Source organism: Croceitalea rosinachiae (assembly GCF_031846445.1).
In the GTDB taxonomy this organism is placed as follows: Bacteria; Bacteroidota; Bacteroidia; order Flavobacteriales; family Flavobacteriaceae; genus Croceitalea; species Croceitalea rosinachiae.
In genome coordinates this window covers 641025-661261 of the sequence record NZ_JAVRHR010000002.1, presented here as the reverse complement: position 1 = coordinate 661261, position 20237 = coordinate 641025, and the positions used below count along the sequence as shown (strand labels likewise).

Here is a 20237-nt window from a genome sequence, read left to right as displayed (position 1 = left end):
ATAAAATTAAGACTTTCTATTTTCATGAACTGCCCTTTAAAGAAAACTTAACGGTTTCGTTTAAGTTTGCATTCATGGACAAGGAATTATGTTTTGGTTTTTACGAAACTCACCCCTTATGGGTTTATGAACAATTTGGGGTAACCCAATTTAAGTTTCCAGACCTTGACCTTCTAAATTTCACCGCACAACTGATTCCCGAAAAATTAAGGTTAGGGCATAAAATGGAATACGTTTTCGAGCAATTGTTACAGTATTCGAAAACTTGGGAAGTCTTGGCCAAGAATATTTTGGTTGATCACGGAAAAACTCGTTTAGGAGAACTTGATTTTCTGCTAAAAAACAGAGAGACACAGCGAATTCATCACGTGGAGCTTGCCTACAAGTTTTATATCATTAATCCTGAAATAACCGAGCCTATTTACCGTCTCATGGGGCCAAATAAACGGGATATGTTCTATACCAAAATCGATAAGTTAAGAAATAAGCAATTTCCTTTGCTTTTCAGCAATGAATTAACGGAGAAGCTCCACAGTTTAGAACTCAATCCTCTTGAAATACAGCAACAAGCCTGTTTTAAGGCACAGTTGTTTTCACCTTATGGAGTTGATTCAATGACCATACGACCCTTAAACAAAAAATGTATCCAGGGACGTTGGATTCGGTTCGACGATTTCAATACTACTGAATTTAAGAAGTCTAAATATTATATTACTTATAAACAGGAATGGGTTTTAATGCCATCTGCAAATCGATTATTCACTTCACATTATGAAACCTTGCTTAACATTAATCTTAGAATGTTGAAAGAAAATGCACCTATGCTTTGGATGAGGAAACCTAACGGTCAGCTTGAAAAACTTTTTATAGTTTGGTGGAAATAAAAAAGCCTTCTAAATAGAAGGCCTTCCTAATGCATATAACAATAAATCTATCTTTTAAAGATATATCGTGTAATAAAAATACCATTGGCATCTCCTTTTCCCCCTGCGCTCTCCACGGCGCTAGTTACAAAAGCTAATTCCCAGCCTTCAATGATCATATTATTAATTTTAGAAGTCAAAAGAGCATCATTAGCAGCAATATTTTGGAATCTAATACCCCCAATATTATAGAAATTCAACAATTTGGTTTCCTCAAAATTTTTCACCCGAATATCTTTTCTACTTGACTTATTTCTAGTATTATCTTCATCAGTCTGAACACTAGTGTATTCTTTATAATCTTTATCCTCCTTAGCATTAATGATTCGTGAACGACCCAATCCACTGGGTACAATAGATTCTACACTGGTAATTACTTTGTACTCTTGTGCAGTTAAACTTAAAAGGGTTACCATCCCAAAAATTACAGTTGTTACTATTTTTTTCATTTAATTGTTTTTATTTGATAACCTAAAGACAAAATACTTTTTCTAGGGTTGCATTAAGTACTATGTAATGCTACGTATTTGAGAATATTTTAACAATTGCCTAAAAGTAAAAAGCGTCAGGCTCTAGAAACCCGACACTTTCCACACATCAATCAAACCTAAACTTAATCTTCTATAAAGGTGTAGCTGGTTCTAACTACCTCGGATAATCTAAAATATCCAAAGGCATAGCTATCAGCGTTTGTTGTATTGATACAATTACCTTTTACAGCAACGGGAGTGGCTTCAAAGAGTCCAACACCCCCAATTTGATCAATTAAAATATCTATATAGTTGTAGTAAGCTCTAGAAACACCGTACATCTCTATATCAACAATGTCATCTGGTTGAAAAGGAAGTACATTTTCATCTTCATTTTCTTCAATCTCATACCACCAATCAATTTCATTCCCATTTACAAATTCATCATCAGCTTCTTCAAGTTCCGGTAACAAATCACCCCTACGTTGAAACTTAAACAGATAATTGTTTCCTTCTTCCGGTGGATCAGTAAATATTACGTGCACCTCTAAAACATCATCTTCAAAACCATCTTCGCGATCTTGAAAAACATCAGTGATTTCAGTTACTCCTGTCATGGTCTCCGTAGCTGAAAATATTTCTCCATTATAACTAATTTGTAAGGTGTATGATTGCCCTAGAATAGGTTCGAAATTGGTTGTTAAGTATTCCCCGTTGGATTGATGCTCAAAAATGAAGTTAGCTCCACTACTATCATTTGTGACAATTACGTTTGCACTCGTAACAGCTGTTTGGGTATTGGTGTCAAAAAAAGCGGTGGACTCACTTAATTTTATCGTTTGAATATTTCCTTGGGTTCCTTTCTCCCAGTCTAAAGAAGCCTCAACAACTAATCGTGTTGGACCTTCTTGGACAGGCACATCTATGACATCAGTACACGAGCTTAGAAAAGCCAGTACAATGAATAATGAAAATTTGATATACGTTCGCATGTCTTAAAATTTAAAGTTATAGGTTAGTGATGGTACGATACCGAAAATGGCGGTCCGGGTGGCTTCATTGGCTCCGGTCTCCACATTTTGACCGAAAGAAATAGAAGCGGCATTTCTTCTGTTGTAGGCGTTATAAATTCCGAGTACCCATTCTCCCTTTAAGCGGTTTTGAGGCTTTTTATTGGGTTTGTAGTTGATAGATAAATCTAAACGGTGATAGGCTGGCAATCGGTCAGAATTTCGAGGTGCATAACTCGCAATCGAGAGTCCTTCATATTGATATTGCCCATTGGGATAGGTAACTGGTCGCCCAGTTTGGAAAACCAAGTTGGTACCAAAGCTCCATTTATCATTTAAGCGATACGCAGCAGAGATGGAAATATCATGGGTTCTATCAAAAACCGCATTATACCATTCTCCGTCATTGATACCCAAACCACCTGCAGTGCCGCCGGGAGTGCGCTGCTCTGATTTTGACAAGGTATAGGCAATCCAACCTGTAAAATCCCCCTCGTTCTTACGGAATAAAAGTTCTAAACCGTAGGCGCGCATTTCACCATTTAAAATTTCAGTCTCAATAGTGTTTTGCCCAATAAGGTCTGATCCATCTATATAATCTATTCTATTATCCACCGTCTTATAGTAAGCTTCTGCTTCTACAGAGTATGTTTTATCCTTAAAATTTCGGAAATAGCCTATTGCGTACTGGTCTGACAACTGTGGTTTTATAAACTTGCCACTTGGCGTCCAAACATCCAAAGGTGTTGCAGATGAAGTGTTAGAAAGCAAATGAATGTACTGTGCTGTTCTGGAATATCCAGCCTTTACGGAAGATTCTTCATTTAACAAATATGAAAAAGAAACACGAGGCTCTAAATTTTCAAAAGTTTCAATGGCATCGCCTTTAGCAAAATCAGTTTCTCCAATGCCAACACCACGTTCGTAAATACCCAAAATTGGGTTGTATACTACGGGTTGACTATTGGCATAGTCAGTTAAAGCCTGTCCACCTAATCTTGTAAATGCGCTATAGCGCAAACCATATTGCGCGGTTAAGTTTGAGGTTAACTGATGTTCTGCATTTACATACAATCCGGTTTCAACTGCTTTTTTACGGTCTAGTTTTAAGGGGTTTACTGCAGAAGTCTCTGAAGTAGGATTTACCTGCCCAGGATCAAAATCATAATAAATACCGCTTGCACCAAAGTCTAATTTAAATTGATTGCTCAGATAATACTTTAAATCGTATTTCAGATTATAATTGGTGATGGAAGATTTCCAATCAAAAGCTTCCATTGAAAAACCTAGATCATAATCGTAACGACTGGCAATTGCTGATAAGTTTGAAAACAATCGGTCGTTAAATATATGGTTCCAACGCAGGTTTCCTGAAGTATTACCATAACTACTGTCAAAACTATTGCCTATTTTAAAGGCATCTCGACCAAAATAACCTGATAAAAACAGCTTGTTCGTTGGGTTAATGCTATAGTTAGATTTTAAATTCAGGTCATAAAAACTCACACTATTGGTCTCTCCCGCTAGCTTTAAAAGTAAATCGGCATATGAGCGTCTACCTGCAATTAAGAACGAACCTTTATCATTAAACATAGGGCCTTCAAGTGTTAATCGGCTAGATATAATTCCGATTCCCCCAGTAGCAGCAAAGTTTTTATTGTTCCCGTCTTTTTGGCGCACATCGAGTACCGAAGAAACTCGACCCCCAAAACGAGCAGGAATTCCCCCTTTATACAATTTCATGTCTTTGATGGCATCGGCATTAAAAACTGAAAAGAAGCCAAACATATGCGAGGTATTGTAAATAATGGCCTCGTCTAGCAAAACCAAATTTTGGTCAGAGGCGCCACCACGTACATGAAAGCCCCCACTACCCTCACCATTGCTGGTCACCCCGGGCAGCATTTGTAGCGATTTTAAAATATCTACCTCACCCAATACTACGGGCATCTGTTTTACGGTACCAATGTTCAGTTTTAACACACTCATCTCTGGTTTGCGCAGTAAAGCCCGTTCTGGTTCTTCGGCAGTGACCACTACCTCTTCTAACTGGGTGGAATTCTCTGAGATTTCGTAATCCAATTTTTGGTCACGGTTTAAAGTGATGTTGGCATTGATTTCTTGATAACCCATATACGAAACATTTAAAATGTAATCGCCTTGAGGTGCGGTAATGGAATAAAATCCATACTCGTTGGTGACCCCACCAATGGTGGTGCCCTTTAAGAAAACGGAAGCGCCATAGAGGGTCTCTCCATTACTTTTATCTGCAATGGTACCGTTAATGGTGTAGTTGCTTTGACCCATAACCAAGGCGCTTACTAAAAAGAATGCCCATAACGACCAAACGGTATGGCGTACAAATGGGTCTTTGGTATTCTGTCTGTTCATTTTTTGATTGAGTTTATGATTGCTATTAATTTTCAATACTTAGAGACAGACCAAAAAACAAAGGGTTGCATTAAATGGTGAAATAAGGTTTTTATTATATAGAAATGTAAGAGGAAAAGAGGATGTTTCAAGGAGGGGTATAAAATGGAAATATAGTAACTTGTTACTATATCAATTGTCGGCAACAAGCCTGATGATTTGAATATGCTTAGTTGCATGTTTGCAACTAAGCATAAATTTTTTATTTTGAATCTCTGATAACTATGAAGAAGAAACTATTTAATTACTTTTTATTGACAATAATTGCCTGTGGGCTTTTTTCTGCATGTCAGCGAAATGGAGAAAAAGAAGAAAACGGATCGACTAAAAATCCGAACATAGTCTTTATTTATATGGATGATTTAGGTTATGGGGATGTAAGTGCCTATGGAGCTATAGACCTACAAACCCCTAATATTGACAAATTGGCAAATGGAGGTGTTCGATTTATAGATGGTCATTCCACCTCAGCAACTTGTACCCCTAGTAGATATGCCTTACTAACCGGAGTATACCCTTGGAGAAATAAAGATGCAAAGATACTTCCTGGGACTGCACCATTGTTAATAGGAAGTGATCAGCTAACAGTTCCTAAAATGTTAAAAGAAAAAGGGTACCATACAGGAATTGTTGGTAAATGGCATCTGGGACTAGGTACTGGCCATACAAATTGGAATAAGAGAGTTTCACCAGGACCTAATGAAGTCGGGTTTGATTTCTCTTATATTATGGCCGCAACACAAGACCGTGTACCAACAGTTTATATTGAAGATGGCCATGTAGTAAATTTAGATTCTAATGACCCAATTGAAATAGATTATAAAAATAATTTTAAAGGCGAGCCAACTGGGAAAAACAATCCTGAATTAATTACAATGAAATGGCATCATGGTCATAATAATAGCATTGTTAATGGTATTCCGAGAATAGGGTTCATGAAAGGTGGTGAAACAGCCAAATGGAGTGATATTGATATGGCCGATCATTTCTTAGCTAAGGCGAAAAAATATGTGATAAATCATAAAGAAGAGCCATTTTTTCTCTACTATGCAATGCAGCAGCCACATGTACCACGTACCCCACATCCACGATTTGTTGGTAAAACAGGATTAGGCGCCAGAGGAGATGTTATTGCCGAAGCAGATTGGTGCATTGGAGAGTTTATAAATACACTTGAAAAAGAGGGGATATTGGAAAATACATTTATTGTATTCACAAGTGACAATGGTCCTGTTTTAAATGATGGATATTATGATGACGCCGTTGAAAAACTTGGAAACCATACTCCCAATGGTGGGCTTAGAGGTGGAAAATACAGTTTGTTTGAAGCAGGCACACGTGTTCCGTTTATTACTTATTGGAAAGGGAAAATCGAACCTCAGGTATCGGATGCACTTGTTTGTCAGGTTGATTTACTTTCTTCGCTGGCTAGTCTGGTTGGAAGCGATAAGAAAGGGCAGGATAGCGAAGCGTTACTTGATGTTTTTACAGGGAAAAATAAACAAGGTAGAGATGAACTTATTATTGAAGCAACAACAAGAACAGCTTTACGAAAAGGAAAATGGCTAATGATTCCTCAGTATAATGGATCAGCTAAAAACAAGTGGGTGGATATAGAGTTGGGCAATAGTAAAAAATATCAATTATACGATTTGAATGAAGATATTGCTCAACAAAACAATTTGGCTAACAAGAATCCCAAAAAGCTGAATGAAATGCTTAGCGCTTTTAAGGCCATTTATGGAAAAGAATATTCTAGAACTCAAAAATTAGAATTAAAATAATAAGGCCAGTTGCCAAAAATGCATAAAAATAATAGCCAAGATAGTAGTAAATTCAGTAGTTTCGGCCTGATTCCACTTTCTTGTAACTTGAAAGGATTGAAGCCCAAAATAGGCTACAATTCTTATTCTAACGCTATACAGTATTGGCATTCCAGCATCAGTTAAAATTATGAATCATAGGTTAAAGATTTAAAAGAGCTTATAAAAATTGAAAAAACAAAACCTCAGGTTATAGTATTAGATACAATCTAATCAGAAACAAACTTAAGATGGCTAAAAATCATCGAGGATTTTCAGTTTTATGTGTACTTGTCAAGTTAAGTGCTACCCCACATAACAACTCATAACTGAGACGTCAAATTACTTTTGACATTATAATCTAGACTTCTCCGTATCCGCCCCTGTTTTACCCCTAGCTTCTTTTACTTTTTTATTCCCAAAAGGGTAGGTATAACTCACTCTAAAAATTCGTGAAAAACCTGATTCTGGGCTGTAGGTTCCGGTAAATACATCTCCAAACGCTTCTCGTGTTAGTGTGCCATATTTAAAACCAATATCCAAACTCTGAAAAATGTCAGTTACGGCAAATTGTAAGCTACTACCATTTTTAAATTCTTTTTTGACACCCACATTCAAAATACCAAATCCCTCATTTCTAGTACTGCCATTAAAATGCCGTGAGGTATACCAACCCGATATTTCTAAGGACAGGTTAGCAGGCAATCGCATGGTTTGACTTCCGTTAAAATTGTAGTGTATATAGTCATGTGTTATGCGCTCATCGGTATGCAATAACTTAAACTTTCGAATCCCTAAAGTGCCATTAAGGTTAATGTCCCACCAATGGGCAACACGAATGGGAACATTGGTTTGTACATCGATATTCCGCTGATACTCCATATTTACCGGGGCTACTACGGCAAGATTACTTTGAGGGTTTCGCGTTATCTGAAAACGAGCAATGGGGTTGTTTTCGTTAGCCGCCAATAATGAGATGCTAAACGATTTGTTGTTGTACGTAAGGCTAATATTATCGGTTATGGCAGGCAGTAGTTGTGGGTTTCCACTAAATACCGAAGTAGGTCCGTTATAGATTAAAAAGGAGGCCAAATCAGAGTAATTGGGTCGCGTAATACGCTTGTTATAGGCAAAATTAAGTGCTGTAGTGTCTGAAAAAGCGTGCGTAGCAAAAAAGGATGGAAATAGTTTTTCAAAACTGCGGTCAAGCGTGTTATCATCAAAATCTTGGTCCCAATATTCATAGCGTAAACCCAGCTGAACCTTTAACTTTTCAGAAATGCTATAATCGGTCAAGGCATAGGCCGCGCCAATGGTTTCTTTATTTTCTAACGTACTTATAAATCGGTCATCAGGTACAAATTCATCTCCTTCCAAAATTTCAATACGCGCGTCATTAACAGTATTGGATAATGACCCTTTTATACCACCTTCTAGGGAGGCTTTTTCGTTGATAGTATGTTCATAATCCAATTTTAGTACCCCAACATTGATATCAGTTTCGTTAAAGCCACGATTTCCATTGTTATAGATTTCACTTTCGGGTTGAAAAGGGTCGCCATTTTCATCAAAATAGAAACTGTTTACTTCATTAGGGGTTTGGCTGTTGTAATTGATGTAATCTCCCGTTATCATAAAACTATTTTTCTCTCCGGTCTTTTCATAATACACAGAAGAGGTTAAATTCTTTAGGTTTCCATCACCATTTAGACGAATTTGAGCTTCTAAAAAAGGGTTAATGATAAAATCGTACAAGCCTAAATTTTGGGTCATAACCAAAGGCCTAGACTGATTGAACAAGGCACTAGCGCCAAATGAGGAAGTTTCTGAGACTTGGTATTCATAGCCTAGATTGAGATTGTGATTTCGATTTATCTGTTGTGTTCTGCTCGTAAAGTCGATAGCGGTATTTCCTCCCAAAACAGGAATTTCACTTACACCCACCCCTCTAAATCCGCTAAAAGTATCGTCATAAGAGAAGGTGTAACTGCCAAATATCGTGGAGCGCTCACCCCCATAATTAAGGGAAAGTCCAGTTGTTTGCTTAACGCCTTTACCATAGCCAGTACTTAAATTAAGGTTACCCCGAATGCCCAGAGTTTCATTTTTACTCATTACAATATTGATGATACCCGCATTACCATCTACATCATACCGTGCAGACGGATTAGTCAATAGTTCTATTCGTTCAATAGTATTGGCACTCATTCCGTTGAGCATGGCAATTAAATCTGCTATTGGGATGCGTTGCGCCTTTCCATTTATCATAATCAGCGTGCCACTTTTGCCATTTAGTGAAAAGGTATTGTTGTACTGGTCCAGAATTACGCCTGGAGAACGCTCTAACAATTGCAGGGCGGTACTGCCCTGAGTCATTACACTCGCCTGTACATTTATGATACTACCCTCTTGCGTTCGTTGTATCAATTTTCGTTGTCCCCTAACTTCAACACCTTGTAGCGAGGTAACTTCCTCTTCTAAGATAATTTTCTCAAAATCCTTTTTGAAATCAGTACCAGAAATGGTGAACGGTTCAGAATTCCATGTTTTGAAGGATAAAAGGTCTATACGGAGCATAAATGTGCCCTGGTTTGCATAATTTATAACAAAAAAACCATCTTCATTAGTAATAACCCCTGTTTGCAAGGCGGAATCTGGATGACTATAAATCATAACGTTAGCATAAGACACGGGATTACCATCAACATCGACCACGGAACCCACTAATTGACCGAATAACAGTTCAACAGAGGCTAAGCAGCATACTAGAAATAGGATATATGATTTCATTGATACGAATTTGACTGCAAGTAGTAAGAATCAAAATCGTCATGAAAAAGAGAATGACATGCGGGGCGATTTACTTTATCACCAGAAGAAATGGCGGGTTTTTCTACTGAATTGCACTCATAATACTGAAAAATGTATTTCGTCAAGTATTCGTTACCTGACATCAAGTTGTGAAATACCCAGTTTGATATTGGCTGCTAACCGTTGTATCTTGTTGTTTAAAGTGCCTTTTTAACGAATTATGACTACAAACAGTTTAACGCATATCACCTCTTTTTTAGAAAGATATAAAATACACCACGTGCTATTCTGGGCCGTATATCACTTTGCGTGGTGGACTTTGTTCACGGGCAGCATATCCAAAGTATTTGATTCCATAATGGTGCCTTACGGGGTCGTCAAGTTTTTAGGATATGTAGTATATCAGGCTTTAGGGGTATATTTTTGTCTGTACGTTCTGGTTCCGAAGTTTTTACAAAAAGGAAAATACCTAGCTTTCTTTCTTTCAATAATTGGGGTAATTATACTGATGGCTGCAGCGATAACGGCTAATTATTATTTAGCAGCAATAATTGCTAATGAATCAGTATACGAGTTGTACAATATCTCCCCTGAGACTCCCATTACCATATTCAAACATAATACATTGCCCTCTTGTGTTGGGGCTACTACCTTGGGTTTAAGCATAAAATTGACCAAAATTTGGGTAGCTTCTCAAAAAAGGCAACAAGCTTTGGAAAAAGAAAAATTGGAGACTGAGTTAAAATTCTTGAAATCACAATTCAATCCCCATTTTTTGTTCAATACCATCAACTCCATTTTTGTGCTCATCAATAAAAACCCAAAAATGGCTTCCGATTCTTTGGTAAAGTTTTCCAGTCTGTTGAGGTATCAACTTTATGAGTGCAATAGTCATAAAATTCCTTTGAAAAATGAGCTGGCATATATTGAAAGCTTTATGGAGTTGGAAAGTCTTCGGCAAAATCAAAATTTTGAGCTCAAGGCCGATATTCCAAAAGTAGATGATGAACTCACTATTGCACCTTTCATTTTGATACCCTTTATTGAAAATGCTTTTAAACACCTATCTGAAGACCAAGAACTCAAAAAATGGATTCAATTAAACATTAGCTTAGATCGAAACAATCTACATTTTCAGTTAATCAATAGCGCCAATTTTGAATTACAGCATACCTTACCCGAAGGAGTGGCTTACGGCGGATTAGGCCTTAATAATGTAAAACGACGCTTGGCTATTATTTATCCCAATGAACACGCTTTGCTCATAACAAAAGGAAAAGACATTCATACGGTGACCTTAAATTTAAAATTAGAACAGAAGACTGCTATACCGTTAAAAAAAGTTAGCGGATGATGAACTGCATTGTTATAGATGATGAGCCATTAGCAAGAGAATGTATTGTAAATTACATTGGTCAGGTCGATTTTATGAATTATGCAGGTACCGGTGTTTCTGCCTTGGAAATCCCTCAATTATTAGCAGAAAATGATATTGATTTATTGTTTTTGGATGTTCAAATGCCCCTAATGAATGGATTAGAGTACTTAAAGTCCAATCCTACTCCGCCTATGACCATTTTAACTACGGCTTTTCCAAACTACGCTATAGAAGGATTCGATTTAAATGTGCTCGATTATCTTTTAAAACCAATTTCTTTTAATCGTTTTTTTACCGCTGCAACAAAGGCCAAGCAGCATTTCGAACTATTGCGAAAAAGAGGTGTTTCAGTCTCAAAAGATGAGGAACGTGGTTGCTTTTTCATTAAGTGTGATGGTAAATACGAGAAGATTTATCATGATGAAATTCTTTTTGTGCAAGCCATGCAGAATTATGTCATTATTCAAACCAACAAGCGCAAGTATGTAAGCTTACTCTCCTTAAAAAATGTGGTTGAAAAATTAGGAACTGTTGCCTTTGCTCAAGTCCACAAATCATATGTTATTGCATTAGACAAGATTGAAGGTGTTGCCAAACATGAGATTCAAATTCAAATGTATAAGATTCCAATGAGTCGCCATTACAAAAAAGATGTGTTGCCCAAGATTTTAAAAGACAATTTATGGGATGGTAAGGTTTAAATCTTACTAAAGTATTCACTTACGTTACTACCTCTAACCAAATATTTTTACTTTTTTTTCTTCTAAATGCAACCCTTTACTTTTGCAATTGTCTTTAGTAACACACATCAACCTTTAATACCCTTTGACGACCGAAGTCCGTTTTACGCATCAATCGCTTGTAGAAAGCTGCAAGAAAGGCCATAGTGGTTCACAATACGAGCTGTTTGAGCTCTATGTAGATGCTATGTACAACGTGAGCATGCGGTTTTTGGGTACTAAAGAAGATGCTGAAGATGTAGTACAGGACAGTTTTGTAGATGCTTTTAAAAATCTAAAAAGTTTTAAATATGAAAGCTCTTTTGGGGCTTGGTTAAAACGAATCGTCATTAATAAAAGTATTAACCACTTAAGAGCAAAGCGCATTGCTGTGGTACCTATGGATGCCCATGAATTTCATTTAACTAATGAAGAACCAGTTGAAGTAGTAGATGCTGTGGATATTAAAAAAGTACAGTTGGGCATTGCCCAATTGCCAACAGGATACAAACAGATTATTAATTTATACCTCATTGAGGGATACGATCATGTTGAAATAGGAGAAATATTGGGGATAGCTACGGCAACCTCGAAATCGCAATATCATAGAGCCAAGAAAAAACTAGTAGAAATTATTAAAGAATTGTAATGGACAATTTTGAAAAACATATTAGAGATAACGCTGCTCAGTTTGATGAGCATAAGGCAGACCGCGCTAAAATGTGGGCTAATATCTCCAACGAGCTAGAAAAAGAAGAACCTAAGGTGATTCCTCTTTGGAAATCACCAATGATAAGAGTAGCTGCGAGTGTACTGTTGCTAATAGGTATTACCAGTTTTATAGGGCTTTCCGTTTTTAGTGGTGATGAACAAACGCAATATGCAAGTAAAGAATTATTAGATATTGATATGCACTATCAAAACTTGGTATCGTACCAAGTAAAGTTGGTGCAAAACAATCCTAACCTAACAGATGATGATAAAGCCGAGTTTTTATCCTTTATGGATGAACTTGATGTGGAATATGAAACCTTACGTATAGAAATGCGAAACAACCTAGATAATGAGCGAGTGCTTGAGGCTATTGTTGCCAATTATAAAAAACGAATCGAGCTCATTGAAAATTTACTGAAGCAGATAAATGATTCTAAATCACAAGAAGAAAATTATGGATACACACTATAAAAAAGTCTTATGGCTAGCCATGGTGCTATTCTCGGTTCAATTGGTTACCGGGCAAGAAAGAGTATCTAAAACCGTAGAAAAGAGCTTTTCTTTTACCAATGCTGGAGCCCTACAGTTAGAGAACAAGTATGGAAACATTAACCTTTCTGGATGGGATAAGAACGAAGTCTCCATAAAGATTTCTATCAAGGTCAATCATAGAAAAAAGGATAATGCCAAAGATTTATTGAAGCGAGTAAACCCCAAATTTAAATCGAGTAGTGACAACGTGTCTGTCGTCTCTGAAATTGCAAATAAAAATACAGGCTGGTTTGCCGATTTTTTCAATAGTGCAAACCCTATTGATAGTGAACGTAGTCACGTGCAAATTGATTATGAGGTGTTCTTACCAAAAAAGACAAAACTTAAGGTAACCAATCGCTTTGGTGATGTTATTATTGATGGTTGGAGTGGGCAACTAAACACTATAATAGAACATGGTGACCTATGGTTGGGCGAAAACTTGAGCAAGGCAGATATTATATTAAAATTCGGAAAGCTACGTGCCAAGGATATGGATTATGCCAGCCTAAATCTTAAAAACGGAAAATTGGAGATGGATAATTCTAAAAGCCTGCGCTTAAATAGCAGTGGAACGGAAATCAATATGAATTCTGTGACCTCTTTAGAGATTTATTCCAATAAAGATGATATTCTTGCCACTGAAATTGGTACTGTTTATGGGAATTTAAAGTTTAGTACCATGGAGATTAGTAAGCTGACCAAAGATATAGACTTGAGTATGAAAATAGCTGATTTTAGGGTTTTTAAAATCTTAGAGCCTGCTGCTGAAATTTCCATAGAACAAGAATCTTCTGAGATTAGACTTGCAGTAACTCACTTTTCACACCACTTCAAGGCTACCCTAGAACAAGGCCTAGTGCGTTTGCCCAAGTCTTTTGAAAATGTAAACTCCAATATGCTAGATAAAGGTCGAAAGCTGAGAGAAATTGAAGCTACTTATGGTCACGAAAAGATGGGTTCAATCGTCATACAAGGATTAAAAGGAATTATAACCTTGCAAGAATAAATTTTTATCAAAAGGTGCAACCCTCGAATTTTTTTAATGTCTTTATTACAATCAATCTAGAATTATAAAACCTAACAAAATGAACAATCAAAAAGCGAGCATATTTTTATTACTTCTGTTTCTTGGCTTTCAAACCTATGCCCAAGATAATGAAGGAGAATATATCACCTTTAATGATCGTAAGAACGTGGTGCATGGTGTATATGTAGGACTCACAATGGCTTATGGAGAAATTGAAGGGGAGGACACTTATATTGGAGGGATAAAAGTAGCTTATGTAGCCAACCAACAATTTGAAGTTGGTTTTGAAGGTAAATTTCTGTATTCTGAACAAAACATTTTTAATACTACCAACAATCTCAATGAAGATTTATTTGCGGCCTATGCTGGTTTTCATTTAGAGCCTATTTTCTTTAGCAAATCTAGAGTAAACCTCTCTTTTCCTTTATTTATTGGTGGTGGTGCAGTAGGCTATATAGACGGTGATGCTGTGAGAAGAGATGAAGATATTAATATTGATGAGGATGATGTGGATCCGGTGTTCGTTTTAGAACCGGGTATGAGCGCCCTTTTTAATATTTCTAGATATGTTCAGTTAGAGGCAGGGATAAAATATCGTTTTTCAAGTAAAATAGAGTTAGCCAACAGTCCTATTGATCGAATTAATGGTTTTTCTGGTGGGATTGGTATTAAGCTAGGCATTTTTAATATGGGTAGAAACCGTTATAAAAAACAGTTGAATTAATAAAAACATCATTCAAAAATCAAAATCATGAAATCATCATTCAAAAATCAGAAAATCAACACAGTTTGGGTATTTACAGAAGATAATCAAGTCTTTATCAAAAAAGGGAAATACAATCGCAATTATGTTCCCTTGCGATGGATTCCGGTGACCATTTCAGAATAATGAAATGAGACTCAGAAACAAGTTCAGGGTATCGATGAAAATTAAAATCAATCAAAATGAAATCAAAATCAATCATCACAATTTTAATATTTGTAGCAATTCTATTTACATCATGTGATAATGAAACAATTCGCGCAGAGGGAGAAGTAACTACTAGAAGTTTCTCTTTTACCAATTATACTGGCTTAAGAGCTTCAGATTCGTTTTCTGTTTTTGTCACTTTTTCTGATACCGAAGAAAGTATCGAAATCGATGCTAATGACAATTTGCATAAAAATATTGTTGTTGAGCAAGATGGAAATAATTTGGTCATTAGATTACGTGATAATGTCTCCATAAAAGGTCGGTCGACCCTAAATGTGTATATAGTTACAAATGACCTATCAAAATTTGACCTTAGTGGGGCATCTGAAGTTAGCTTAGAAAATGATTGGACTACCAAAGCAGCTGAAATTGTATTATCTGGGGCTTCTAATCTTGAAGGAAAAATTAACACCGAACAATTGATAGTTAAATTAGACGGGGCATCTGATTTAGATTTATTTGGAAGTGCTAATTCTTTAAATGCCAGATTATCAGGAAGTAGCACGTTTAAAGATTATGATTTATCAATTAATGATTTAACCATTGAATTTTCTGGCTCAAGTGATGCCTTTTTGACAGTTAATGAAACCATCGATGCAGAGGCCTCTGGGCCAGTTCTTTGAGCTATAAGGGCAATGCTAAAATTATCAGACAAGAATTAAGCGGAAGTTCTGAAATTAAGAAAAGAGACTAATATTTTGATTATTCATTTGGAGAGGAATTATAAATGACCTTTTTAATTTTCAAGCCTCCTTCTTTTGAACTAAAAACAAACAAATTCTTCGTTCTAAATGTAATGGGAGGATTTTCATTTTTGGGATAGTAAGTTCCAATTACTTGACCTCGCATCAATACTAAATTTTCAAAAGTTTCGATTTCAATGATTTTATGACGCATTTCAGCACTACCGTATTTACGTTGTTCCTTTAAATGAATACGCAATGCTTCTTTACCCAAGTTTACTTTACTCCCCGGGGCCATATGAACTATGGAGTCGTCATATACCTTTAGTTGTTGGTCAACAGTTAGTGCCTTATTATCAAGAATAGCTAAGACTTCTTCAATTTGGTTTCTTAAGGTCGTTTTTTCTTGTTTTGCCAAACGCACAAAAGTGCCCTCGTAAAAAAGCCCTGTTGGTGAATCATCTAAACCAAATTGAACCGATTTCATGTGGTATTTGTCTTCTGTGATCCACTTGTAGCTATAGACCCTATAAGTATTCTTGTGCTCACCTTCAAAACTAATTTTAAGTCGCACATCTCCTCTCTCGGAAATACTACCTGCTCCTACCCCTACTCTAAGTTCACCAAAACTTGACAAGTGGTTTACTTCTTTTGTGACAGGGTTATACGACCAAAAGATATGACCATTAGGTTTAGGACCATCAATAATAGAAAATAAGCTATTTTTTGTATTAACCTGTGACGAAATCGTATGATGTTTAGGTATGGTAAGAGTATCCGTCGTACTACCCCAATTTTGTATCCATTTATCATCTTGAAGGGTCCACTCACCAATAAAATTTTGAAAAGGGTTATCTAATCGGTTTAATTCTTGCTTTCCATTAGTTTCAAATTTAATAACGGCCTCTTGAGAAAAACTTTTTGTCAAGTAAAACGCCACAAGTACAACTATAATTTTTTTCACTTTTATTTGGTTTTATTCTTGATAAGGTTGAATAATTTCGTGAATGGTGGCCCAACCTGTTGGGCTTTCATCGGAACGTTGTAAAACAATTAGTGTACGACCTCTAAACACAAATGGATCATCACCATTTTTTGGTATTAGTTCCAATCCAAAACGCATTTGCTTCACAACGACATCGTCAAAATATAGAAAGACTTCCGTAGCCTTTTCATCAAGAAATCTTAAATCAAAATTTTCCATGGTACCTTTTAGTCCCTGCAACACCTCTTCTCGGCCATTTTTAATATCCATATAACTCAACGCCTTTTGTACATCAGGGTGATGATATAACTTTATACTTTCAATATCTCCTTTCGCAAAAGCCTCTCGTACGGCAAGCCCTGTTTTTTCGATTTGGGCAATGACCTCTTCTTTAGTTGACTTTTTTTCTTCAACAACTTCTTGTTTTTGATTGCAAGAAGCTACTATCGCAATCATTAAGATATTTAATATGACAATCCATTTCTTTTTCATGGTTTTCTCTGATTTTTATCAAAGAAATATGAAGAAGAGGATTGGTAAAAATGTTATTGTCTAGAAGTAGTATATAATTGACAAGAGGTGGTAAATCGATTACATGTTGTAAAAATCAGTGTTCTTCTAATAAAATATCGCTTTTCATCAGTTAATATTGACCTGTTCTCAGTTTCTGTGATGAAATAAGAGTCAAAAACTTAGTATTTAGGTTCTTTTAAAAAAGAATTAATGTCGTGCCCCCAATACTTTAACCACATCATTCAATTTATAACCTTTGGCCTGAAGTAAAATTAAGTAGTGAAATAGCAAATCAGCACTTTCGTTCAAGAACAATTCATCATTGTTATCTTTAGCTTCAATTACAGTCTCCACCGCTTCTTCGCCTACTTTTTGGGCTATTTTGTTGATACCGTCTCTAAACAATGAAGCCACATAGCTTTTTTTGTCATCTTTATTTTCTTTACGGGACGTAATTACATTTTCTAGCTCTGATAAAAAACCATAGGATTGGTCATTCTCTTCTCCCCAACAAGTATCGGTGCCTGTATGACAAGTAGGTCCTGCGGGTTTAACTTGGATCAATAGCGTATCGTGGTCACAATCATTTTTTATACCGACAAGATTCAGAAAATTGCCGCTCTCTTCTCCTTTAGTCCACAATCTTTGCTTACTTCTACTGAAAAAGGTCACTTTTTTAGTTTCTTGAGTAACTTTTATGGCCTCTTCATTCATATAACCCAACATCAACACATTCTTTGTAATCGCATCTTGTACAATTGCTGGAACCAGCCTGTCTTTATTTTTGGTAAAATCTAGTTTCATATTCGTATCGGAATACCTTCCTTTTTTAATTTGTTTTTTAAATCTTTAATCTCGATTTCCTTAAAATGGAATACACTGGCGGCTAATGCTGCATCTGCTTTACCTATTTTAAAAGTTTCTGAAAAATGATCCATTTTTCCTGCACCACCTGAAGCGATGATAGGAATATTCAATTCTTCGGATAATCGGGCTAATGCCATATTTGCAAAACCATTTTTTGTCCCATCATTATCCATTGAGGTAAACAAAACTTCACCAGCCCCTCTCTTTTCAACTTCTTCTGCCCATTCAAATAAATCAAGCTCTGTTGGCACTTTACCACCCACTAAGTGAACTTTCCAGTTTTCGTCTATTTTTTTAGCATCAATAGCCACAACAATGCATTGTGAGCCAAACTTTGCTACCAATTCATTAATTAATTCTGGACGTTTAACAGCTGACGAATTAATAGAAACTTTATCTGCGCCATTTTTAAGCAAGACATCTACATCTTCTATCGAAGATATTCCACCTCCGACAGTAAACGGAATGTTTAGTTTTTCAGCAACATGATACACTAATTCTGCAAGGGTCTTACGTTTTTGCTCGGTTGCAGATATATCAAGAAAAACAAGCTCATCAGCACCTTCTTCGGCATATCGTTGGGCTAATTCTACTGGATCACCGGCATCACGTAAATCAACAAAATTGACACCCTTAACGGTTCTACCATCTTTTATGTCTAAACAAGGAATAATTCTCTTCGTTAGCATCTATTCTTCATTTTTAATATTTAAGTCTATTCCGTCATAAAAACCCAGAGCCTTATTATTCAGTTGCTTTGCCCAAAAAGCGATTTGACCAGTATGATAGCTATAATGTTCTACCACATGAAGAATGACTCCAATACCAGAAAAATGAAATCCTTGAACATCTCTCTTTTTCAGCCATTGACCTATTGTTGCGTTTTCAATAGTTGACTTTGCATCCGAAACGGTGTTCAAAAGTTTACTTAACAATTCTTTTTTTGTTAGACCTGAAGAGGTTTCGAATTCACTATCTCTATCTCTTACATCTTCAGTTTCACCTAAAGAAGAAATCGCATATTGAGTCATATTGCCACATAGATGTAAAATTAAGTTTCCCACACTATTGGAGGCTTTATTTGACCTTAACCATAGTTGTTCTTCAGTAAGAGTATCAAAAGCAATAGAAATCATTCGTGTGTTTTCATCTAAACGATATATAACATTTTCTACAAACTCATTTATTGCTTTATTATCCGTGGCTACCATGTCAGTATGTATTCTTCCAATTGTTTTAAAGTAATTCTATTCTCGTAGATGGCCTTACCAATAATAACACCTTCACAGCCCAGTTCTTGGAGTTTTGGCAATTCTTCATATGCCGAGATACCCCCGCTTGCGATTAAGTTAATACCTATCGCTTCAAAATCTCCGACTCCGGCTCCAGTGACGGTAGTTTTATGCACCTTAGTTTCATTTAACAATTTTCTATATAAATCAAAAGAAGGACCTTGTAGCATACCGTCTTTAGAAATATCAGTACAAATCACATACTTGACCCCAATTTTTTGATATCCTATTACAAAGGGAATCAACTTCTCACTTGATTCTTCTTGCCATCCAGAAACTGCAACATTTTCATCTAAAACATCAGCTCCCAAAACAACTTTGTCCGTTCCGTAAACATTCAGCCATCGCAAGAAGGTAGATCTATCTTTTATAGCAATACTGCCCCCTGTAATTTGGTTTGCTCCGTTATCAAAAGCTATTCGTAAATCGTCGTCTGATTTTAATCCTCCTCCAAAATCTATTTTTAAGTTTGTTTTTGAAGCGATTTGTTCTAAAACCTTATAATTCACAATATGCTTTGACTTAGCACCATCTAAATCAACTAAATGTAAATATTCAACACCATGTGCCTCAAAAGATTTGGCAACTTCCAAGGGACTTTCGTTATAAATTTTCTTCGTATTAAAATCCCCTTTTGAAAGACGTACGCATTTACCTTCGATAATGTCGATAGCGGGTATTATTCTCATTATACTCTTTTCTTTAACATCCAGGTTTCTGGATTTTTAATTTTTTCAAAACCAAATTTGCCATAAAGGGCATGTGCGTCATTCGTTCTTAATCCAATTCCATTTACATCTGCGATTTCAGGTCTTTGCAATATATGATCTATTAGTTTTATAGAAATTCCTTTGCCTCTACATTCTTTCGCGACAAAAACATCCATTATCCATGCAAATACTACTTGATCAGTAACTAATCTAGCAAAACCAATCTGTTTTTGTTCCAAATTGTAAACACCAAAGCACAGTGAGTTTTCAATAGACCTAAGAACATTTTCTATTGATCTACCCTTTGCCCAATATGATTGTTCTGAAAGATAGCTATGAATAAAAAAGGTATCGAGTTTAGATTTATTATCTGAAATAAAAAATTCTTCAACCATC

21 protein-coding genes are annotated in these 20237 nt (G+C 36.1%); 10 read left to right on the top strand and 11 right to left on the bottom strand.

Translation table 11 applies throughout. The features are described 5' to 3' along the window. Positions 1-74: 74 nt before the first annotated feature. Positions 75-884: a DUF1853 family protein gene (locus RM706_RS10770; protein WP_311351302.1), complete on the top strand. Its 810-nt coding sequence runs from the start codon at positions 75-77 to the stop codon at positions 882-884. Between the two features lie 47 nt (positions 885-931). Here RM706_RS10770 and RM706_RS10765 read toward each other — a convergent pair whose 3' ends face one another. The 3 genes from RM706_RS10765 to RM706_RS10755 form a co-directional block, all read right to left on the bottom strand. Further along, on the bottom strand, positions 932-1372 hold the full coding sequence (locus RM706_RS10765) for a hypothetical protein (RefSeq protein ID WP_311351300.1): 441 nt from the start codon (positions 1370-1372) through the stop codon (positions 932-934). Positions 1373-1536: 164 nt separating this feature from the next. After that, positions 1537-2385: a DUF4249 family protein gene (locus RM706_RS10760; protein ID WP_311351298.1), complete on the bottom strand. Its 849-nt coding sequence runs from the start codon at positions 2383-2385 to the stop codon at positions 1537-1539. A gap of 3 nt (positions 2386-2388) precedes the next feature. Next, positions 2389-4794, bottom strand: a complete 2406-nt coding sequence (locus tag RM706_RS10755; protein ID WP_311351296.1) for a TonB-dependent receptor — start codon at positions 4792-4794, stop codon at positions 2389-2391. Positions 4795-5057: 263 nt separating this feature from the next. On the opposite strand from RM706_RS10755, the gene RM706_RS10750 reads away from it, so the two are divergent. After that, positions 5058-6617 carry a sulfatase family protein gene (locus RM706_RS10750; protein ID WP_311351294.1) on the top strand — a complete coding sequence of 520 codons (1560 nt, stop codon included), beginning with the start codon at positions 5058-5060 and terminating at the stop codon, positions 6615-6617. A 372-nt stretch (positions 6618-6989) separates the two neighbouring features. Here RM706_RS10750 and RM706_RS10745 read toward each other — a convergent pair whose 3' ends face one another. Next, on the bottom strand, positions 6990-9425 hold the full coding sequence (locus RM706_RS10745) for a TonB-dependent receptor (protein ID WP_311351292.1): 2436 nt from the start codon (positions 9423-9425) through the stop codon (positions 6990-6992). Between the two features lie 241 nt (positions 9426-9666). On the opposite strand from RM706_RS10745, the gene RM706_RS10740 reads away from it, so the two are divergent. From RM706_RS10740 to RM706_RS10705, 8 genes are all read left to right on the top strand, one after another. Continuing rightward, positions 9667-10800 carry a sensor histidine kinase gene (locus RM706_RS10740; RefSeq protein ID WP_311351290.1) on the top strand — a complete coding sequence of 378 codons (1134 nt, stop codon included), beginning with the start codon at positions 9667-9669 and terminating at the stop codon, positions 10798-10800. Then, entirely contained in the window at positions 10797-11525 is a 729-nt protein-coding gene (locus RM706_RS10735) for a LytR/AlgR family response regulator transcription factor (protein WP_311351288.1), read from the top strand. The genes RM706_RS10740 and RM706_RS10735 overlap by 4 nt, the downstream gene beginning before the upstream one ends. 124 nt (positions 11526-11649) lie before the next feature. After that, the gene (locus tag RM706_RS10730) at positions 11650-12192 is read left to right on the top strand and encodes an RNA polymerase sigma factor (protein ID WP_311351286.1); all 543 of its coding nucleotides are present in this window, start codon (positions 11650-11652) and stop codon (positions 12190-12192) included. Further along, a complete protein-coding gene (locus RM706_RS10725; RefSeq protein ID WP_311351284.1) occupies positions 12192-12728 on the top strand; it encodes a hypothetical protein in 537 nt (178 codons plus the stop codon). Before RM706_RS10730 ends, RM706_RS10725 begins: the two co-directional genes overlap by 1 nt. Continuing rightward, positions 12712-13797, top strand: a complete 1086-nt coding sequence (locus RM706_RS10720; protein ID WP_311351281.1) for a hypothetical protein — start codon at positions 12712-12714, stop codon at positions 13795-13797. The genes RM706_RS10725 and RM706_RS10720 overlap by 17 nt, the downstream gene beginning before the upstream one ends. Before the next feature lie 79 nt (positions 13798-13876). Then, complete coding sequence (locus tag RM706_RS10715) at positions 13877-14542, top strand: hypothetical protein (protein WP_311351279.1); 666 nt, start codon at positions 13877-13879, stop codon at positions 14540-14542. A gap of 27 nt (positions 14543-14569) precedes the next feature. Beyond that, positions 14570-14707, top strand: coding sequence for a hypothetical protein (locus RM706_RS10710; protein WP_311351276.1), 138 nt, complete (start codon positions 14570-14572; stop codon positions 14705-14707). Between the two features lie 56 nt (positions 14708-14763). Next, the gene (locus RM706_RS10705) at positions 14764-15414 is read left to right on the top strand and encodes a head GIN domain-containing protein (protein ID WP_311351274.1); all 651 of its coding nucleotides are present in this window, start codon (positions 14764-14766) and stop codon (positions 15412-15414) included. Positions 15415-15493: 79 nt separating this feature from the next. Here the strand turns inward: RM706_RS10705 and RM706_RS10700 are convergent, their stop codons facing one another. From RM706_RS10700 to RM706_RS10670, 7 genes are all read right to left on the bottom strand, one after another. Further along, positions 15494-16438: a hypothetical protein gene (locus RM706_RS10700; RefSeq protein WP_311351272.1), complete on the bottom strand. Its 945-nt coding sequence runs from the start codon at positions 16436-16438 to the stop codon at positions 15494-15496. A gap of 12 nt (positions 16439-16450) precedes the next feature. Further along, positions 16451-16951, bottom strand: a complete 501-nt coding sequence (locus tag RM706_RS10695) for a Cif family virulence factor (RefSeq protein ID WP_311351270.1) — start codon at positions 16949-16951, stop codon at positions 16451-16453. Between the two features lie 228 nt (positions 16952-17179). After that, positions 17180-17776, bottom strand: coding sequence for a bifunctional phosphoribosyl-AMP cyclohydrolase/phosphoribosyl-ATP diphosphatase HisIE (gene hisIE, locus RM706_RS10690; RefSeq protein ID WP_311351268.1), 597 nt, complete (start codon positions 17774-17776; stop codon positions 17180-17182). Further along, positions 17773-18528, bottom strand: coding sequence for an imidazole glycerol phosphate synthase subunit HisF (gene hisF / locus RM706_RS10685; protein WP_311351266.1), 756 nt, complete (start codon positions 18526-18528; stop codon positions 17773-17775). Before hisF ends, hisIE begins: the two co-directional genes overlap by 4 nt. After that, positions 18529-19050 carry a DinB family protein gene (locus RM706_RS10680; protein ID WP_311351264.1) on the bottom strand — a complete coding sequence of 174 codons (522 nt, stop codon included), beginning with the start codon at positions 19048-19050 and terminating at the stop codon, positions 18529-18531. Further along, positions 19044-19820 carry a 1-(5-phosphoribosyl)-5-[(5-phosphoribosylamino)methylideneamino]imidazole-4-carboxamide isomerase gene (locus tag RM706_RS10675; RefSeq protein ID WP_311351262.1) on the bottom strand — a complete coding sequence of 259 codons (777 nt, stop codon included), beginning with the start codon at positions 19818-19820 and terminating at the stop codon, positions 19044-19046. Before RM706_RS10675 ends, RM706_RS10680 begins: the two co-directional genes overlap by 7 nt. Beyond that, the gene (locus RM706_RS10670) at positions 19820-20236 is read right to left on the bottom strand and encodes a GNAT family N-acetyltransferase (protein WP_311351260.1); all 417 of its coding nucleotides are present in this window, start codon (positions 20234-20236) and stop codon (positions 19820-19822) included. Before RM706_RS10670 ends, RM706_RS10675 begins: the two co-directional genes overlap by 1 nt. Between the last annotated feature and the right edge of the window lies 1 nt (position 20237).

Bases quoted from the DNA above. Each gene is read 5' to 3' on its own strand.
- RM706_RS10770 (WP_311351302.1), top strand. From the start codon at position 75: ATGGACAAGGAATTATGTTTTGGTTTTTACGAAACTCACCCCTTATGG.
- RM706_RS10765 (WP_311351300.1), bottom strand. From the start codon at position 1,372: ATGAAAAAAATAGTAACAACTGTAATTTTTGGGATGGTAACCCTTTTA.
- RM706_RS10760 (WP_311351298.1), bottom strand. From the start codon at position 2,385: ATGCGAACGTATATCAAATTTTCATTATTCATTGTACTGGCTTTTCTA.
- RM706_RS10755 (WP_311351296.1), bottom strand. From the start codon at position 4,794: ATGAACAGACAGAATACCAAAGACCCATTTGTACGCCATACCGTTTGG.
- RM706_RS10750 (WP_311351294.1), top strand. From the start codon at position 5,058: ATGAAGAAGAAACTATTTAATTACTTTTTATTGACAATAATTGCCTGT.
- RM706_RS10745 (WP_311351292.1), bottom strand. From the start codon at position 9,425: ATGAAATCATATATCCTATTTCTAGTATGCTGCTTAGCCTCTGTTGAA.
- RM706_RS10740 (WP_311351290.1), top strand. From the start codon at position 9,667: ATGACTACAAACAGTTTAACGCATATCACCTCTTTTTTAGAAAGATAT.
- RM706_RS10735 (WP_311351288.1), top strand. From the start codon at position 10,797: ATGATGAACTGCATTGTTATAGATGATGAGCCATTAGCAAGAGAATGT.
- RM706_RS10725 (WP_311351284.1), top strand. From the start codon at position 12,192: ATGGACAATTTTGAAAAACATATTAGAGATAACGCTGCTCAGTTTGAT.
- RM706_RS10720 (WP_311351281.1), top strand. From the start codon at position 12,712: ATGGATACACACTATAAAAAAGTCTTATGGCTAGCCATGGTGCTATTC.
- RM706_RS10715 (WP_311351279.1), top strand. From the start codon at position 13,877: ATGAACAATCAAAAAGCGAGCATATTTTTATTACTTCTGTTTCTTGGC.
- RM706_RS10710 (WP_311351276.1), top strand. From the start codon at position 14,570: ATGAAATCATCATTCAAAAATCAGAAAATCAACACAGTTTGGGTATTT.
- RM706_RS10705 (WP_311351274.1), top strand. From the start codon at position 14,764: ATGAAATCAAAATCAATCATCACAATTTTAATATTTGTAGCAATTCTA.
- RM706_RS10695 (WP_311351270.1), bottom strand. From the start codon at position 16,951: ATGAAAAAGAAATGGATTGTCATATTAAATATCTTAATGATTGCGATA.
- hisIE (WP_311351268.1), bottom strand. From the start codon at position 17,776: ATGAAACTAGATTTTACCAAAAATAAAGACAGGCTGGTTCCAGCAATT.
- hisF (WP_311351266.1), bottom strand. From the start codon at position 18,528: ATGCTAACGAAGAGAATTATTCCTTGTTTAGACATAAAAGATGGTAGA.
- RM706_RS10680 (WP_311351264.1), bottom strand. From the start codon at position 19,050: ATGGTAGCCACGGATAATAAAGCAATAAATGAGTTTGTAGAAAATGTT.
- RM706_RS10675 (WP_311351262.1), bottom strand. From the start codon at position 19,820: ATGAGAATAATACCCGCTATCGACATTATCGAAGGTAAATGCGTACGT.
- RM706_RS10670 (WP_311351260.1), bottom strand. From the start codon at position 20,236: ATGGTTGAAGAATTTTTTATTTCAGATAATAAATCTAAACTCGATACC.